Source organism: Allobosea sp., assembly GCF_035999205.1.
GTDB lineage: Bacteria > Pseudomonadota > Alphaproteobacteria > Rhizobiales > Beijerinckiaceae > Allobosea.
Genome location: NZ_DASYHA010000019.1, coordinates 172,234 through 187,465, shown reverse-complemented (window position 1 = coordinate 187,465; position 15,232 = coordinate 172,234). Strand labels below are relative to the sequence as shown.

The 15,232-nt window shown below is 65.9% G+C and carries 17 protein-coding genes; 3 read left to right on the top strand and 14 right to left on the bottom strand.

All coding sequences use genetic code 11. The features are described from left to right. Positions 1–43: 43 nt before the first annotated feature. Genes VGN82_RS09040 through VGN82_RS09030 form a run of 3 tightly spaced genes read right to left on the bottom strand, consistent with a single transcriptional unit; the run spans position 44 to position 2,824 of the window. Positions 44–808, bottom strand: coding sequence for an SDR family NAD(P)-dependent oxidoreductase (locus VGN82_RS09040; RefSeq protein WP_327526676.1), 765 nt, complete (start codon positions 806–808; stop codon positions 44–46). Positions 809–830: 22 nt separating this feature from the next. Beyond that, positions 831–1,886, bottom strand: a complete 1,056-nt coding sequence (locus tag VGN82_RS09035) for a tagatose 1,6-diphosphate aldolase (RefSeq protein WP_327526675.1) — start codon at positions 1,884–1,886, stop codon at positions 831–833. After that, positions 1,883–2,824 carry a PfkB family carbohydrate kinase gene (locus VGN82_RS09030; RefSeq protein WP_327526674.1) on the bottom strand — a complete coding sequence of 314 codons (942 nt, stop codon included), beginning with the start codon at positions 2,822–2,824 and terminating at the stop codon, positions 1,883–1,885. The genes VGN82_RS09035 and VGN82_RS09030 overlap by 4 nt, the downstream gene beginning before the upstream one ends. A 209-nt stretch (positions 2,825–3,033) precedes the next feature. Between VGN82_RS09030 and VGN82_RS09025 the strand changes: the two genes are divergently transcribed. After that, positions 3,034–3,954 carry an IclR family transcriptional regulator gene (locus VGN82_RS09025; protein ID WP_327526673.1) on the top strand — a complete coding sequence of 307 codons (921 nt, stop codon included), beginning with the start codon at positions 3,034–3,036 and terminating at the stop codon, positions 3,952–3,954. Then, positions 3,951–4,832 carry a dihydrodipicolinate synthase family protein gene (locus VGN82_RS09020; RefSeq protein WP_327526672.1) on the top strand — a complete coding sequence of 294 codons (882 nt, stop codon included), beginning with the start codon at positions 3,951–3,953 and terminating at the stop codon, positions 4,830–4,832. Before VGN82_RS09025 ends, VGN82_RS09020 begins: the two co-directional genes overlap by 4 nt. A 48-nt stretch (positions 4,833–4,880) precedes the next feature. On the opposite strand, the gene VGN82_RS09015 is transcribed toward VGN82_RS09020, so the two are convergent. From VGN82_RS09015 to VGN82_RS08995, 5 genes are all read right to left on the bottom strand, one after another. Next, on the bottom strand, positions 4,881–5,696 hold the full coding sequence (locus VGN82_RS09015) for an ABC transporter permease (RefSeq protein WP_327526671.1): 816 nt from the start codon (positions 5,694–5,696) through the stop codon (positions 4,881–4,883). Beyond that, entirely contained in the window at positions 5,693–6,649 is a 957-nt protein-coding gene (locus tag VGN82_RS09010; protein ID WP_327526670.1) for an ABC transporter permease, read from the bottom strand. The genes VGN82_RS09015 and VGN82_RS09010 overlap by 4 nt, the downstream gene beginning before the upstream one ends. 12 nt (positions 6,650–6,661) lie before the next feature. Continuing rightward, positions 6,662–8,200, bottom strand: a complete 1,539-nt coding sequence (locus VGN82_RS09005) for an ABC transporter substrate-binding protein (RefSeq protein WP_327526669.1) — start codon at positions 8,198–8,200, stop codon at positions 6,662–6,664. Positions 8,201–8,307: 107 nt separating this feature from the next. Further along, positions 8,308–8,751 (bottom strand): nickel-responsive transcriptional regulator NikR, encoded by a 444-nt coding sequence (gene nikR, locus VGN82_RS09000; protein WP_327526668.1) that lies wholly within the window; start codon positions 8,749–8,751, stop codon positions 8,308–8,310. A 128-nt stretch (positions 8,752–8,879) separates the two neighbouring features. Continuing rightward, positions 8,880–9,347 carry a hypothetical protein gene (locus VGN82_RS08995; protein ID WP_327526667.1) on the bottom strand — a complete coding sequence of 156 codons (468 nt, stop codon included), beginning with the start codon at positions 9,345–9,347 and terminating at the stop codon, positions 8,880–8,882. Between the two features lie 653 nt (positions 9,348–10,000). Between VGN82_RS08995 and VGN82_RS08990 the strand changes: the two genes are divergently transcribed. Further along, positions 10,001–10,306 carry a hypothetical protein gene (locus tag VGN82_RS08990; protein WP_327526666.1) on the top strand — a complete coding sequence of 102 codons (306 nt, stop codon included), beginning with the start codon at positions 10,001–10,003 and terminating at the stop codon, positions 10,304–10,306. Between the two features lie 107 nt (positions 10,307–10,413). On the opposite strand, the gene VGN82_RS08985 is transcribed toward VGN82_RS08990, so the two are convergent. The 6 genes from VGN82_RS08985 to VGN82_RS08960 all read right to left on the bottom strand — a co-directional run bounded on the left by VGN82_RS08985 (position 10,414) and on the right by VGN82_RS08960 (position 15,232). Further along, on the bottom strand, positions 10,414–11,115 hold the full coding sequence (locus VGN82_RS08985) for a glutamine amidotransferase (RefSeq protein ID WP_327526665.1): 702 nt from the start codon (positions 11,113–11,115) through the stop codon (positions 10,414–10,416). Between the two features lie 5 nt (positions 11,116–11,120). After that, a complete protein-coding gene (locus VGN82_RS08980; RefSeq protein ID WP_327526664.1) occupies positions 11,121–11,714 on the bottom strand; it encodes a redoxin family protein in 594 nt (197 codons plus the stop codon). 91 nt (positions 11,715–11,805) lie between these two features. Next, positions 11,806–12,522, bottom strand: coding sequence for a hypothetical protein (locus tag VGN82_RS08975; protein WP_327526663.1), 717 nt, complete (start codon positions 12,520–12,522; stop codon positions 11,806–11,808). A gap of 34 nt (positions 12,523–12,556) precedes the next feature. Continuing rightward, complete coding sequence (locus VGN82_RS08970) at positions 12,557–13,129, bottom strand: MarR family winged helix-turn-helix transcriptional regulator (RefSeq protein WP_327526662.1); 573 nt, start codon at positions 13,127–13,129, stop codon at positions 12,557–12,559. A 142-nt stretch (positions 13,130–13,271) separates the two neighbouring features. Then, positions 13,272–14,432, bottom strand: coding sequence for a hypothetical protein (locus tag VGN82_RS08965; RefSeq protein ID WP_327526661.1), 1,161 nt, complete (start codon positions 14,430–14,432; stop codon positions 13,272–13,274). Continuing rightward, positions 14,429–15,232: an alpha/beta hydrolase gene (locus VGN82_RS08960; protein WP_327526660.1), complete on the bottom strand. Its 804-nt coding sequence runs from the start codon at positions 15,230–15,232 to the stop codon at positions 14,429–14,431. Before VGN82_RS08960 ends, VGN82_RS08965 begins: the two co-directional genes overlap by 4 nt.

Sequence of the window (15,232 nt, the reverse complement as noted above, 5' to 3'; positions counted from 1 at the left end):
GCTTTGCCCTCTATCCTTGGTGTTTCCTCCGTCGCAGCTATCGTCAGGCCATGAACTGCCCACCGTTCACTTCGAGCACCTGACCGGTGACATAGCCGCTGAGCGTGTCCGAGGCGAAGAAGAGGTAGGCCCCGACACAGTCCTCCGGCGTCCCGACCACAGCCATCGGGATCGTCTTGCGCATGCCCTCGACGATCTCCGGCGTGGAGTAGCGTTCATGGAAGGGCGTCGCGATCACACCCGGCGAGACGCCGTTGACGCGGATATGCGCGCCGGCCAGTTCCTTGGCGAGGTTGCGCGTCGCGTTCAGAACGAAGGCCTTGGCGCTTGCGTAGAGCAGCGCGCCGGGGCCACCACCATTGCGAGCCGCGACCGAGCTGGTGTTGATGATGCTGCCCCGGCCCGCCTTGCGCATATGGCGTGCGGCGGCCTGCGAGGCGAAGACGACCGAGCGCATGTTGAGATCCAGCACGCGGTCATAGGTTTCGTCGTCGATTTCATCCAGCGGCGCGCGCTTCAGCAAGGCGCCGGCGTTGTTCACGAGCACGTCGAGCCCGCCAAGCGCGGCAGCTGCCTCGTCGACGATCCGGATCGCCTCCTTCGATTTCGAGACGTCGCCGCCGACCAGGACGGCCTTGCCGCCTGCCTTGGCGATCTCGGCGACGAGCGCCTCGGCCCACTCCTTGCTCGCATTGTAGTGCACGGCGACCGCCGCGCCGTTGGCGGCATAGGCCTTGGCGACGGCCGCACCGATGCCGGTGCTGGAACCGGTCACCAGGACGCGCTTGCCCTTGAGGTCTTCGATCATCGGATTCTCCTTGTCCCGCCCGTCAGGCGAAGGCGGGGTAGCGGCTGGGGAAGGTCTGGCCGGCTTCATCGAGCGCAGGGCCGGCGGCAAAGACCGGGCTTTGCGTCCACGGCCGCGCCATCGTGTCGGTCATGCGATTGATCTCCGCGAGATAGCCTGCGCCTTCGGAAGCCAGCGCGGCTTCCATGGCCGCGAGATCGGGATAGTGCTCCTGGAAGGCCTTCCACCAGATCGCGCGCCCGGCGAGGAAACCGCTCGCTCCTGCCTTGAAGGCGTAGTGCAGGACGCGGCGGAACTCTTCCATGCCGGCGCCGGCCGAGAGCATGACCCAGGGCTTGTCGGTGAGCTTCCCCAGCTCGTCGAACCAGCGCTGCGCCTCGGCCACATCGGCGCCGCCGCCCGCCGGATCCGGCAGGTGGTTCGCCGCCAGCGGGCTCTCGAGCTTGTAGATGTCGACACCGTATTCCGGCGAGGCGAAGTCGCGCAGGCTCTGCAGTACGAGCTCCGGCCGCTTGTCCTTGTGCTCGATATAGTCGGTGGTGTGGTCGCTCGCCCCGGCGAAGGGAAACACCAGGAGCTCGAGCAGGAAGGCGAGGTCATAGGCCTTGCAGGCCGCGCCGACCTCGCGCACCAGCCGGTGCTGATGCTCGCGCACCTCGGCGGAGCAATCCGGCCGGTACCAGAGCAGGAGCTTCACGCCTTCGGCGCCGGCACGCTTGATCTTGTCGACACCCCAATCCTTCATCACGAAGGTCTTGCGGCCGCCAGCGCTCTCCTCGAAGGCGAAGTTCTCCAGGGTCAGCAGCAATCCAGGCGCCGCAGGCAGCGCGTCGAAGGCGAGGCTGTAGCCGTAGTCCGGGTCGATCAGCACCGCCGAGCTCTGCGGGGCGAGCGCCTTGACGAGAGCCCGCTTCACGCCGCCGACGCGCTCATAGCTGGCCGAACCCGCGCCGAGCTTCTGGTCGATGGCCTTGATGATCGGCGGACGCTGATCCGCCGCCATCATCTTGAAGCGGCCCTGTGCGTCGGAGAGGCGGCGGAGCGCGCGATACTTGCCGGCCGAGAGGGAGCTGGTCATGCGAAATCCTTGGTGTGGGTCGTGGAAGCGGAGCCGGCCTGGGCCGTGAAGGCCTCGACCTCGGCCGCCGTGGGGATCGTGGCGCCGCCGCCCCAGCGCGTGCATTTCACGGCGGCGACGAGATTGGCGAAGCGCATGGCAGCACGCGGCGCGAGGCCGCGGGCGACGGCGAGCGCGAAGGCGCCGTGGAACACGTCTCCGGCGGCGAGCGTGTCGACCGCGCGGATCGAGACCGCAGGCTCGTGCTGGAAGCCGTGGGCATCGATCCAGGACGCACCGCGCTCGCCCATGGTCACGCCGACGAGCGCGTGGTCCCCGGCATCGAAGATGCGCCGCAGCCGGGCTTCAACGTCGCCGGCTTCGCCAGCAACCTGAATGAGGGCTGGCTCAGAGAAAACCACATGAGAGGCGAGCGGCACGAGCCCGGCCAGCGCCGCGAAGTCCGATGTCAGGTCGGCATCGAGCACGGTCGGCTTGCCCAGCGCCCTTGCACGGGCGATCACGGCCCTGGATGCGACCGGCCAGCGGACGTCGGCGAGCACGGCGTCATAGCCGGCGACCTCGTCCAGCGGCAGCCATGAGGCGTCAGTGTCGAGATTGGGGTCGGCGAACACGAGCAGCATCCGCTCGCCGTCGTCCGTGACCCCGACGGCGGAGATGCCCGAGCGCGCCTCGTCGACGCGACGAACGCAGGACACGTTCACATGGCTGCGCTCGAGATCGGCGACGATCCGGTCGCCCTGCATGTCGTTGCCGATGCGGGCCCACAGAGTGGCCTCGCCACCCTGCCGGGCGATCGTGATCGCGGCGTTCGCGGCAGGCCCACCAGCGGCAGACGCGAAGTTCGAGGCGAAGATCTTCGTCGGCTTCGTCGGGAAGGCCGGCAGCGCGAAGATCTCGTCATAGACGGCAATGCCGACGCAAAGCACCGCCGTCATCGCCGGTATGCTCCGGCTGCGCGCGTCTTGGCTCGGCCTGCGGCATCGTTCGATGCCAAGGGTATGGATCGGCGCGTCATCGCGGCTACCTTGAACGTTTCCGTGTCCGGATTGCTATTTCCGGATTGATATTCCGTATTCCGGAATTTGATCGAGACTTAGCTGTTCCGGATTTCGGATGTCAATTCCGATTTTCATGCGCTAGGTGAATGGCTATGTTGCCGGCACAGCCGGGCTGCTCTCGCAGCGGCAAGATCGAACTGGAGACGAAGGCGGCGATGGCGAGCCCTGCCCGCAACACTGTCGACGACGACGGAGCCTCAGGCGACAGCCTGGGCCAGCGTGGCTCGCTCAAGTCGATGCAGAAGCTGATGGCAGTGCTCGACTGCTTCTCGCGCTATGACCGCTCGCTGAGTCTCGCCGAGCTCTCCGAGCGCTGCCGCATGCCGAAGACGACCGTGCATCGTCTGGTAACCAGTCTGCGAGAGGCGAAGCTGCTCGAACAGGACAAGGGGCGCGACCGCTATCGCATGGGCATCCGCCTGTTCGAGTTGGGCAGCATCGTTCTCGCCAATCTCGATGTTCACCGCGAGGCGCGGGACTTCGTCGAGCGTCTCGGCGAGATCAGCGGCGAGTCGGCCCATCTCTGCGTGTTCGACGGCACGAACATGGTGATCATCGAACATCGCGAGCCCGGCGGCAGCAGCGTCAACTGGACGACGACGCTGTCGATCTCGCCCTCCTACTGCACGGGGGTCGGCAAGGCGGCGCTGGCCTTCCAGGAGCCGGCCACCATCGAGAAGGTGATCCGGCAGGGCCTGCTGCCCTACACCCCCAATACGCTGACCGACCCGGATGCGCTGCGCGCCGATCTCGCCGAGACGCGCCGGCGCGGCTATTCGATCGACGAGGGCGAGCACCAGCCGAACGTGCGTTGCGTCGCGGCGCCCATTCGCAACGCCTCGGGCCGCGTCTTTGCAGCGATCAGCGTGACCGGGCCGATGGACCGCGTGACACGCGAGCGCGTCCCGGTTCTCGCGGAACTCGTGATCGCCACCGCCAATCAGCTCTCGCGACAACTCGGCTTCGAGCCAGCTAGGGATACCATGGAAGCGAGGCCGAAGACGTGAGCCCCTCCTTGGACTGGCGAGGCGTGATCGTTCCGCTGACCACGCCCTTCGCCGAAGACGAGTCGGTTGATCTCGAAGCCTTCTCGCGGCAGATCGAATGGATGCTGGCCGAGGGCGTCCACGGCGTCGTCGTCGGCGGCAGCACCGGCGAGGGGTTTGCACTCGACGAGGACGAGGTGCTGGCCCTGACGCGGCGAGCGCTCGAGGTGGTCCGCGGGCGGGTGCCCGTGATGACCAGCATCATGGCGGACAGTACGCGGGCGGCGGTCAGGCGCGCCCGAAGGTTGGCGGAGTTGCCGATCTCAGGCCTGCAGGTCGCCCCGCCCCACTACATCTTCTCTCCGGACGACGACGGACTGCTCGACTTCTATCGCCAGATCGGCGCGGCGACGCCTCTGCCGATCGTCATCTACAACGTCATTTCCTGGGCGAATGTCAGTCCAGCGACGGCCGCGCGGATCATGGCCGAGGTACCCAGCGTCCAGGCGGTCAAACAGAGCGACAAGGATCTCGGCACCTTCGCGGACCTTGTTCTGGCGGTCGGTCCGGAGCGTGTCTTCGGCGCTATCGATGGCTCGCTGATGAGCTGCTACGACCTCGGTGTCGCCGGCTCGATCGCGGCGATCGCAAGCGCCGCGCCGGGTGCCAGCGTCAAGCTCTGGGAGGCCGTCAGCAGCGGCCGCCGCGAGGACGCGCTGGCACTCAACCGCAAGCTTGGACTACTCTGGCAGCAGCTCGCCTCGTCCAATCTGCCGGCCCGCGTGAAGGCGGCTCAGGCGTCCCAAGGCCTATCGTCCGGCCTGGCCAGGTCGCCGATGGCACAGCCCCGCCGCGAGGTTCGCGACGCCATCGGAGCGGCCTTGGCAGAGCTGCTCTAGCCGCAGCCTGGCACGCCAACCTCTCCCGCGGCCCCACTCCGCCGGTCGTCAGGCCGTCAGCAGCTTGGCGAAGGCGCCTTGGCCTCGACGCGTCAGCGACCGGGCGATCGCGAGCGCGAGAGCCGTCAGCGCGAACAGGAAGAGGCCCGGCACGATCGCGAGCCAGGGCGCGCGGGAAAAATAGGGCCGCGCCTCCGCGATCATCGCGCCCCATTCCGGGGTCGGTGGCTGGATGCCGACCCCGAGGAAGCCAAGCGCGGCAATGTTGAGGATGGTGTGCCCGAACTGCAGCGCGACGAGCCCCGCGAGCATCGGCACGATCTGCGGCACGACGTGGCGGATCAGCACATAGGCCGAAGAACCGCCGGCAATACGCGCCGCGCTGACGAACTCGCGCTCGCGCAGGGAAAACGCCGCGGCGCGGGCGATGCGCGCATATTTGACCCAGCCGGTCAGGCCGAGCGCCAGGACGAGCGGCAGCGCCCCGCCGCCGAGATGCACGGACAGGATCAGCGCAATGACGATCTGCGGGAGCGCCGTCAGCACATCCATCGCGAAGGTCAGCGAACGATCGATGCGGCCGGCGAACTCCGCCGTGACCACACCGACGCAGAGCCCGATCGAGAAGGAAATCGTGACGATCGCCGAAGTCAGGCCGATATCGATCAGGAAGCCATGGGCGATGCGCGCCAGCACATCGCGGCCGAGCTGATCGGTGCCGAACGGGAACGCAAGGCTCGGAGCTTTCAGGCTGTTGCGCAACGAGGCCTCGATCGGGTCGAGCGTCAGCCCGTAGGCAATCGGCAGGGCCAGGATCAGGGCGATCACGACGATCGGCCAGGGCAGTCGGCGCAACAGGTTCACGAACCCGCCCTCGCCAGGCGGATGCGCGGGTCGAGCCGCGCGACGACGAGGTCGGCGACCAGGTTCGCCAGCGCAACGGCAAGCGCGATCACCGCGATCGCACCGAGGAAGGCTGGGCCGTCATGACTGTCGAGCGCATCGGTGAGATAGGCGCCCAGGCCCGGGATCGCGAATAACCGCTCGACCACGACGACGCCCCCGATCAGGAAGGAGAACTGCAGCGCGAGATAGGGCACGAGCGGCACCAGCGCGTTCGGCAGTGCGTGGGTCGCGAAGATCGCGCTTTCACGCAGGCCCTTGGCGCGAGCGGTGTCGATATGCGGCGCGGCATAGGCGTCGTCGAGCGCGCCGTCGAGCAGGATGACGTTGAAGCCGACCTGGCCGAGCGCCAGCACGGCGACCGGCAGCACGACATGCGCCCAGCTCTCGAAGCCGGAGACGGGCAGCCAGTCGAGCCGCACCGCGAAGAGCATGATGAGCAGCACGCCGAGATAGAAGGAGGGCAGCGCGATGGCACCGATGGCGAAGGCCTCGACCGCCGCGGCGACCTTGCGAGCCTGGATGCGGCGCTTTACTGCGACCACGACCAGCGTCAGTGCGATGCTCGCGAGCGTGGCGAGCGCCGCCAGCAACGCCGTCGCCGAGAGCCGCCAGCCGAGCTCGGTCATCACGGGCCGCCCGGTGCGGATCGAGGTACCGAGATCGCCGGTCAGCGCCGCAAGCAGCCAGCGCCCATACTGCACGAGGATCGGCGCATCGAGCCCGAAGCGGGCGGCGATGCGCGCGACATCGGCGCCGGAGACCGCCGCCGCCTGATCCTGGATGAAGATCCGCGTCAGGATGACCTGCGCCGGCTCGCCGGGGACGAGCCGCAGCAGGACATAGGTCAGGAAGGTCGCCGCCAGCACCGTCGCGCCGGCAAGCCCGAACCTTCGCAGCAGATAGGCAGCCACCGGCCTCGCCCTTCAGGGCGCCAACTTCATTTTCGGATCGAGCATGTAGTCATGCGCGATCGGGTTGAACGCATAGTTGGTCACGCCCGGCTTCATCACGACATTGACGCCATAGTGAGCGATGGTCAGGCAGGGCTCGTCCTCGGCCGCGATGCGCTGCACCAGGTTGTAGGCGGCGCTACGCTCGGCCTCGTCCCGGGTGGTGATCGCGGTCGCCAGCGCCTCGTCGACCTTCGGGTTGGCGTAGCCCCAGGTGTTGGTCGCGCCCTTCGAATGATAGGTCTGGCGCAGGTAGAAATCCGGATGCGGATACATCGCCGAGGCCATGGCGGCGAGGCGCGCATCACCCGGCTTCATCTCCTTGCCGATGGCCGAGAACGTGGTGACCTTGATCTCGACCGCCACGCCGAGCTTGCGCAGCTGGCTCTGGATCGCTCCGGCGATCGGCACCAGGCCGGGACGCTGCGGGTAAGTGTAGAGCGTGAAGGCGAGCGGCTTGCCGTCCTTCGTCATGATGCCGCCGGCGCCCGGCGCGTAGCCGGCCTCGGCGAGCAGCTTCTTCGCGGCGGCAAGGTCGGACGTCGGCACCGTGATCGACTTGTCCGCGAAGGCCATCGTGTCCGGAAAGGCCGAGATGCCCGCGCGGCCCATGCCGAACAGCACATATTGCGCGATCTCCTCGCGATCGATCGCGAGCGAGAGCGCCTTGCGCACGCGGCTGTCGGCGAAGGGCGTATCCTTCAGGCTTCCGAAACTGAGGACGTAGTTGCGCGCCGTGACATTGCGCGAGACGGTGAAGCCCTTGGCAGCGAGCGAATCGAGGTCGCCATAGGGCACCTCCGAGGTGAAATCGACGCTGCCCTTCTGCATCTCCAGCGCCCGCGTCGTCGGGTCGGGAATGCCGCGGAACGAGACCGCCGGGATCGACGGCTTCTCGCCCCAATAGCCGCCGAAGCGCTCGACGGTGAAGCTCTGGGCTGCCGGCTGCCAGTTGCTGACCTTGAAGGGGCCGGTGCCGATCGGCCGCTCGATCGTGCCGTCCGGCATCTTGGGCGAGGCCGGCGAGACGATCGCTGCGCTCGCATAGACCAGTGCCGCCGGCAGCGCCGGGAACGGTTCGGACGTCGTGATCTCGACGAGGCCGGGGTCGCGCACGGCAAGCTCGGCGATCTTGGTATAGCTCCTGACCGTGCCGCTGCGTTCGAGCGCAGCCCTGAGGCTGGCGACGACGGCTTCCGCGGTCAACGGCGAGCCGTCATGGAAGGTCACGCCCGGCCGCAGCCTGAAGACCCAGACCGTATCGCTCTCGCGGGTCCAGGAGGTCGCGAGGCCCGGAGCCAGCGTGAAGTCGGGATTGCCGGCCACCAGTGTCTCGGTGACCATCGCCTTCTCCTTCATCAGGGTGCCGTCCTGCGTCGGATCAAGCGTCGCGATCTCCCAGATCTCGGCGACACGCAGCGGCCTTTCCTGGGCGAAGGCGCCGCAGGCAGAGGCGGCGAGGAGAGCGGCGGTCAGAACGAGCCCGAACGGGCGGGAGGACGAGCGCGGCATCGCCGAAGCCTCGGTATGATGTTTCTATGTAAAACTCATACGATAGCTCTCCCGGGCTGTATCGCTCAAATATTGAGCAGCGGCGCGCTCAGTCCCCCGGCCAGGCCTCAATGGTCATGGTCATGCGGATGTTGATGAGAAGCCTCCGGCGCATCCGGCTCGGGCAGGAGATGCAGTTGACCATGCCGGACGCCGCGCTGGCTGATGACGCCGTCGGCGAAGGCGCGGACATGGCCGCTCGGCCCACGCAGCACCGACACCTCCAGGCATTCGTGCCGGTCGAGATGGACGTGCAGCGTCGCGACCGAAAGATCGTGGTGGTCATGCTGCTGGTTGGTCAGCCGCCGTGCCAGGTCGCGCGTCTCATGGTCATAGACATAGGAGAGCGTCGCGACGCATGGCGCATCGGCCGAGGCCTCCATTTCGGCCTGGGCTGCCTCGCGCAGCATGTCGCGGATCGCCTCGGAGCGGCTGCCGTAACCCTTCTGGGCGCTCAGCCGGTCGACGAAGGCGAGGAGATCGGCGTCGATCGTGATCGTGATGCGTTCCATGATCCTTCCTCGGCCATCATGGAAGGCGGGTCAATTGCGATCCCTATCATCGGGTTGAAGGTCCGCTTATGGGGCCGCTCGCGAAGTCGGATTGCGACCCCTTGCGGACGTGTGCTCGCAGCAAAAAGCTACCGCAATGTCCGGAGCGGATCTCTAGAGGGCCAATCTGTTACCGACAGTACCGGAGGGCCATCTCGGTTATATAAGATGCGGCCGACAACATACCCGCTCTCGCCTTCAAGCGTGCTGGGCGACCCGCAAAAGGTAGGCTGCGACAACAACAGCTCAATCTCACGAATAGAGGCCAAGACCTTGTTATTTTCGTCAACGATGGCGTGAACCGAAGTAACGCCATCCGATAAGATGCCGACAAGGTATTCTTTGGGAAGGAATGTTACTCGGTAGTATTCTAGGCGATTTCTCCGCTCCTTCTGAACAGAAACGACAGAGACACGCAACACGATCTTATCAAGACTTTCAATGCCTGTGATATTCTTATCAGCAGCAGAGAGAGCCGCCTCTCTGTTATTAAACAGCAACCACCCGTTGCCAGTGGTCGCGACGCACGCCTCCACGCGATAAGCTGCCGCAATCATGGCTACGGCGCCAACGGCTGCTGCTATGGGTCGAGGCGCTTTCATGACTGATCAATTAGCAGCTTCATTGACCGCTTCCGACCCGTCGCGGACGCTATCGAACGCTGCCGCTCCGAGGCCATGAACCAAATTCCGATAGCGTTACACTTCCGCAGGAATTCACATTTACGTAGACGTTGCCATCGAATTCTCCATCATCAAATCTAAGTCTAGCAATATGCCCAACGAAATCACTAGAATTGTAGGGAGTTATTTTCCAACCAAGAGGGTAATCGTCCGTGTAAACGCGTTTAAATTCGTCAGAATTCAAAAGCCGCTCTGAGGCAGGGTCGGTATATGGCCCCTTTGCCAAAACGCTCTTGCGAGCGATATCGACAACGTCATCAAGGGTCTTGGGGGAGGACGCTTCACATCTAAGCTCCGCAGATTGCCGCGCCCCAGCGACAACTAGAGCAACGACCACAGCTGTGGCAGCAAGGGACCTTCCGAGCATTCTTACTTGTCCGTCGCGCCACCAAAGAGCAACCGCAGTAACATGGCCGATAGGTTCGCTCATCATGCAGTGGCAGGCAATGTCATAGTTCGACCCGTTGCGGAAGTTGTCAGGACGCGTCACCGTCCACATAATCGCTCGCAGCCAATGAGGGGCGGTGATGTTTGACGCTGAGCGCATTCGAGCAAGAATTGAACATGCGGCGCGGACAGAGATGGCGTTGCCTCCGGAGGCCGCCCGTGATGTCGCATTTCACATGACCGACTGGCTCGACGATTTGGAACGCTATGCGGCGTTCTGCGAGAAACCGGACAGCTTCGCGCCCGAACAGGTCGATAAGCTGCTGTTGGCCTTCTTGGGCCATGTTCCGAACCATATCGCGGCCGCTGCGAAGCTGTATGCCGATCTCCCGGTTTCCGATGTGTTCAAGGTCGGTGCGACCCGTGCCAACGCAACCTCTGACTAACTGCCGAACGCTTCTGCTTCCGACCCTTAGAGGACACCGGGAAGATCCACTTCCGGGCGAATTGCCACCGCCACACCGGTGCGGTGCAGGGCGCATGTGGGACCCTGTCACGACCGGATCTGCTGCAACCACTCCTCGAGCATCAGCGCCGCAGCAGCACCGAGCCGTCGGCCGTGCTCCGCCCAATCCTGGCGAAGCGCTGCGAGATCGATCCGCGCTGCAGCCAGTTCGGCAGCATGGCCGACGAGCCAGGGCTCGATGCTGCCGCTTCCCGCCTCGGCGTGGAACTGCAAGGCAAGGACGTTGCGCCCGATTGCGAAGGCCTGCTGTTCCACGAGGGATGACGAGGCGAGGTTCCCGCCCCCCGGCGGCAGCGCATAGGTATCGCCATGCCAGTGAAGCACCGGGATATCGGCAAGATGCTTCAACGGGCTGGCTTGCCCGGCAGCCGTCAGCGTCAGCTTCGAAAAGCCGATCTCCTTGAGACCGGTCGGAAACACGCGCGCTCCGAGTGCCGAGGCGATGAGCTGGGCGCCCAGGCAGATCCCGAGGGTGGGGCGCCCCGCCGCAAGCCGCGCCGCGATGAAGGCGCGCTCGCGGGCGAGGAACGGATAGCCCTCATCCTCATAGACCCCGACCGGGCCGCCGAGCACGACGAGCAGATCCGGCGCCAAGGGATCTCCGCTGCAGAAGCCTGGCGCCCCGACATCGTCATAGGCGATCGCGAGGCCCGCCTCCGCCAGCGGCGCGGCGAAGGAGCCCAGATCCTCGAAATGGACGTGGCGCAGGGCAAGACAGCTCCTGGTCATCGCGCTCACTCCGCTGCAAGCCCGGCGCCCGGCAAGGCACAACGGCCCTCAGTGCAAGCCCCAGCGTCGTCGCTTCCCTTGGTCTCCTGCAAGGGTCGAGGGGCGGACAAGGCCGAGGCGATCCGCGCGCCGACGGCGATGTCGTCCTCGACGCCGAACGCATGATGGACGATGCGTCCGTCGCGGCCGATGAGAACCGAGGATGGCGTGCCCAGGAAGCGATAGCGCCGCATCGTCGCCGGGATGTCACTCCCCTCCTCGGCGAGATCGACCGCGACCGGCGACTTCAGCCGGTACTCGTGCAGGAAGGCGCGAAGAGTCACCGGCGACATCGCGGCGTGGTGCTCGAAGACGGTGTGAAGGCCGATGATCTGCAGGTCACTGCCGGCAAAGACTCGCTCGATGCGCTGCACCTGCGGGATCGCCTGCGAGACGCAGCCCGGGCAGAGCAGCTGGAAGGCATGCAGGAAGACCGGTCGCCCGCGCAGCGCGGCCAGGGTCAGCGGGGTCGAGGTGTTGAACCATTCGCTGACGGCGAGTTCGGGCGCGAGCGGTGCGAGGCTTGCCACTGCCGGAACACTCAAGCTAGGTCTGTCCATGTTCTTTCTCTTCGATTGCCTGGAGGGGGAGGATATGCCGGTTCGTCGATGGCAGTCGGCGAACCGGCGCGATGCCCTTAACCGATCCGCGTCACCTGGCGGGCGCGACCTTGCCGGGCAGGCGCAGATCGCCCGATGCGACCTTGAAGACGTCGCTGACGCAGAGCAGCGGCGCGTGCAGGTTGCCGTTGACCCTAAGGCCGGCCGTGACGCCGTCGAAGGACGCGCCCTTGATGCCGCTGATCAGCGCGACCGGAATCTCGACATCGACGCTGTCGCCCTTGAAGGTCGTCGGATATTCGGGGCTGTCGATCAGCAGCGGGACATTCGGCCAGGTCGGCGGGACCTTCGGCTTCGCGCCATTGGGAATGTCGATGACCTTGAGGCCAGCGCCGCAGGCCTTGTCCTGCGCCAGCACGACCCAGTGCGGATGCCAGATATGGCGGTTCTTGCCGCCATAGGCGGCGTCGTCGAAGTCTGGGTGAAAGGTCACGGCGAGCGCGACGATGCCCTGGTCCTTCTCGAAGCCGATCTCGGCGCTGTTCAGCGTCGTCGGCCAGACATAGGCGTAGACGCTGGAGCCCTCGAACTTGCCTGTCGCATCGGGCTTGTCCTTGCCGGCCTCGCCGCGCACGCGGGTGGTGAAGACGGCCTTGTCGCCGCGCGTCACGATCGTGGTCTCGATGATGTCGAAGGAGGCCTGCACCGCCTGCTTCGGCTCCGCCTTGATCGAGTGCGCAGCGGCCGGAAGCGGGCAAAGTGCCGCCGCTCCGGCAACGAGCCCGCCGGCTATCAATGTCCTGAACATCTTGTCTTCCTCTCTGTGTTGCCTGGAGGGGTGGTTATCCCGCCTGGAATGCGTCCCAGGTGGCAGCCCGGGCGGCGGGGTCGGCGATTTCGTGGTCGCGGCAGTCGATGCGGAGCTCCCGCTGGCCGAACGCGGCGTCCACGAAACGACAATGATGCGGTTGCGCTGCGCCCGGATGGGCGAAGGGCGCGAAGTACTTGCAGCTTGCGCACATGCGCTGGATCGGGATCGCGTCGGCCTCCTGCAGCTCGCGGATCAGTTTCACCATGGTCAGGAGCAGCCTCTCCTGCTCCTCCACTGGAAGCGCGCCCATCGCCTGGTTGGCGGCACCATCCATTGCGTCGTCCTTGCGCGACAGCGCCGCGCCATCGGCCGTGAGCCTGACCGCCACCGCCCGCCGGTCGGCGGGCGAGGGAAGCTTCTCGACCAGCCCCTTGCGGTCGAGTGCGTTGATCGAATCCGTCGCCGTCGGTTGGGATACGCCGAGATGGGCAGCGATATCCTTGACCCCCAACCCCTTCGCGCGCCCTTCCAGCAGATCCAGGATCGCCAGCTGCGTCGGATTGATGCCGGCCTGCTTCGCCCGCTCCCAGTCGTCGACACGCATCGCCGTCGCCACGCGGGCCAAGGCCTCGCGCAGCCGCTGGACAATGCTTGTCGGGTTCGCCGGCGTTTCCATGACGCATAATGTATAGGAGTCCTATCATTATGCAAGACCGTGACCGCGCCTGGCGCTGTGCGAGAGCTGATTACCGCCGTTGCGCAGCGCCACTGCTGGCTGGCGCGCCGGGGCCGTGCGGGTGCTCCTGGCTGTAGGAATGCGTCGAACGATCGCCCGCCCGAGCCTCGGCGGCACCATCCTGGCCATAGATCGTTGTGTGTAGCCCCCAATAGGCTCCCGCGAACAGCACCAGGGCGCAGGCGATCCCAAGCGGGATCGCCGGCAGATGCGCTTTCAGATCCGGCAGGAAGCGCGTCTTGCGACAGCGATCGCAGGCGACTGCGACGAGGATCGCCATGATCAGCCCATGTCCGATGAGGTCGATCCGGCCGAAGGGCCAGACGGCCGCGGTGAAGATGACGAGCAGTGCGACGGCCGACAGCCGGCGGATCAGGGGCGTCCAGATCAGCCCGAAGCCCATCGTGAACTCGGCGACGCCAGCCATCGGTATGAAGGCATCGCGCGGCATGCCGAAGGTGAGAAAAGGCTTCTCGTCGACGATCGGATCGAACCAGGACGGAAAGGCGAACTTCTCGAGGCTCGACCACATCAGCGCAATCGCGAGGCCCCAGCGCAGCACCTCGAAGCGATGCGATCGCCACTCCTCGTTCCGCGAAGGTTCGAGGATGAGATAGCCGGCAACACCCAGCCCCAGCGCCAGATAGTCGAAGAGATGGAACAGATCGTAGTCCCGCAGCGCCAGGAGCCACAGCAACACGATGCCGGCGCCCGCGAGCGGCATGGTCGCGCGAAAGAAGATGCAGGCGGCAATGGCGAGCTGGAGCCAGGACACCCATTCCGCCGGGGTCTTCAGGTCGGGGGTCAGGTAGACTCCGCCGACGGAGAAGATGGCCACGAAGAAGGCGCCGACCGTGACGCGCACATAGTCGTCCAGCCGATGCCAGAGCGGCGCCGTCAACCCATCGAGCCCGCGATGAAGGACTTCGCCGTAGCGGCTCCCTTCGATCGCCCGTGTCAGCAGGAAGAAAACCGTGACGAGCACGGTACCGGTCCAGAACCAGCGGTCGGCAAGCACCTGCCAGAGCGTCTGCGGCGGCGCATTGACGATGTAGGGAGCGAACCACTTCACATGCGCGAAGGCGGGCTCAGCGAGCGCCAGCAGAATTCCGGCGCAGGCCGCCGCAAGAGCCGCGCCACGCCCGTCACCGACGATGATGGGACATCTCATGATGCCCGCACCGATGCGGTACGGGCCCAGTCGAGGGCAAGATCGGCCAGCTCGACCCAGCCGGGATCCATGCAGGTCCAATGCGAGCGCTGAGCGAACAGCCGGAACGCGGTCGGGCTCGCGGCACGCTTCTGCTTCTCGAAGATGCGCTGCGTCGTGCCGGGATCGGCGATCTTGTCCTGGCCGCCGCCGATCAGCAGGAGCGGCGGTCTGATCGTGCTGGCCCAGTTGATCGGGCCTGCTCCACCGGCCAGGACGCCATCCCAGTAAACCTTGCCGGCGGTTGGCACGATGTAGCGGTCATACTGCCGAGGCGCCTCTTCGGCTGACAGCGTGTTTGCAAAACGCCGTGCGAAGAAGCGCGGGGTCATCTGCATGACCTTCTTGCCGCTGAACGGATCGCCCAGAACCGGCCAGGCCGACACAAGCGAGTCGAGCCCGGGGATCACGCCGGGCGTCGGAGCGGGGTTGATCGCGATGCCGGAAGAGCCGAGACCGCGATCGAGCAGGTGCTGCACGAACACCGCACCGGCGGAATGACCGATGAGGATCGGTTGCGTGGGCAGCGCAGAGACGATCCCCGCAAGATGTTCGACGATCTCGCGGGGACCATGCTTGGTCAGTTCGGCAGGAGGGTTCGCGCGCAGCTGCGCCGGGGCGCCCGCAGCGCCCGGCCAGTCGGGTGCGAGCACCGAATGGCCGTGGGCCTCGTAATGGGCTTTCCACTTCTCCCAGCTGAGGCTGTTGAGCCAGGCGCCGTGGATGAGGACGATCGTCCGGGGCACTGCCGCTTCGCTCAT

What these genes read in the sequence shown, in the direction of transcription:
- VGN82_RS09040 (WP_327526676.1), bottom strand. Translation starts at nt 808, where the DNA reads ATGATCGAAGACCTCAAGGGCAAGCGCGTCCTGGTGACCGGTTCCAGC.
- VGN82_RS08970 (WP_327526662.1), bottom strand. Translation starts at nt 13,129, where the DNA reads ATGCGTGTCGACGACTGGGAGCGGGCGAAGCAGGCCGGCATCAATCCG.
- VGN82_RS08980 (WP_327526664.1), bottom strand. Translation starts at nt 11,714, where the DNA reads ATGGACAGACCTAGCTTGAGTGTTCCGGCAGTGGCAAGCCTCGCACCG.
- VGN82_RS08990 (WP_327526666.1), top strand. Translation starts at nt 10,001, where the DNA reads ATGTTTGACGCTGAGCGCATTCGAGCAAGAATTGAACATGCGGCGCGG.
- VGN82_RS08995 (WP_327526667.1), bottom strand. Translation starts at nt 9,347, where the DNA reads ATGATTGCGGCAGCTTATCGCGTGGAGGCGTGCGTCGCGACCACTGGC.
- VGN82_RS08985 (WP_327526665.1), bottom strand. Translation starts at nt 11,115, where the DNA reads ATGACCAGGAGCTGTCTTGCCCTGCGCCACGTCCATTTCGAGGATCTG.
- VGN82_RS09005 (WP_327526669.1), bottom strand. Translation starts at nt 8,200, where the DNA reads ATGCCGCGCTCGTCCTCCCGCCCGTTCGGGCTCGTTCTGACCGCCGCT.
- nikR (WP_327526668.1), bottom strand. Translation starts at nt 8,751, where the DNA reads ATGGAACGCATCACGATCACGATCGACGCCGATCTCCTCGCCTTCGTC.
- VGN82_RS08960 (WP_327526660.1), bottom strand. Translation starts at nt 15,232, where the DNA reads ATGAGCGAAGCGGCAGTGCCCCGGACGATCGTCCTCATCCACGGCGCC.
- VGN82_RS09030 (WP_327526674.1), bottom strand. Translation starts at nt 2,824, where the DNA reads ATGACGGCGGTGCTTTGCGTCGGCATTGCCGTCTATGACGAGATCTTC.
- VGN82_RS09025 (WP_327526673.1), top strand. Translation starts at nt 3,034, where the DNA reads ATGGCTATGTTGCCGGCACAGCCGGGCTGCTCTCGCAGCGGCAAGATC.
- VGN82_RS09035 (WP_327526675.1), bottom strand. Translation starts at nt 1,886, where the DNA reads ATGACCAGCTCCCTCTCGGCCGGCAAGTATCGCGCGCTCCGCCGCCTC.
- VGN82_RS08965 (WP_327526661.1), bottom strand. Translation starts at nt 14,432, where the DNA reads ATGAGATGTCCCATCATCGTCGGTGACGGGCGTGGCGCGGCTCTTGCG.
- VGN82_RS08975 (WP_327526663.1), bottom strand. Translation starts at nt 12,522, where the DNA reads ATGTTCAGGACATTGATAGCCGGCGGGCTCGTTGCCGGAGCGGCGGCA.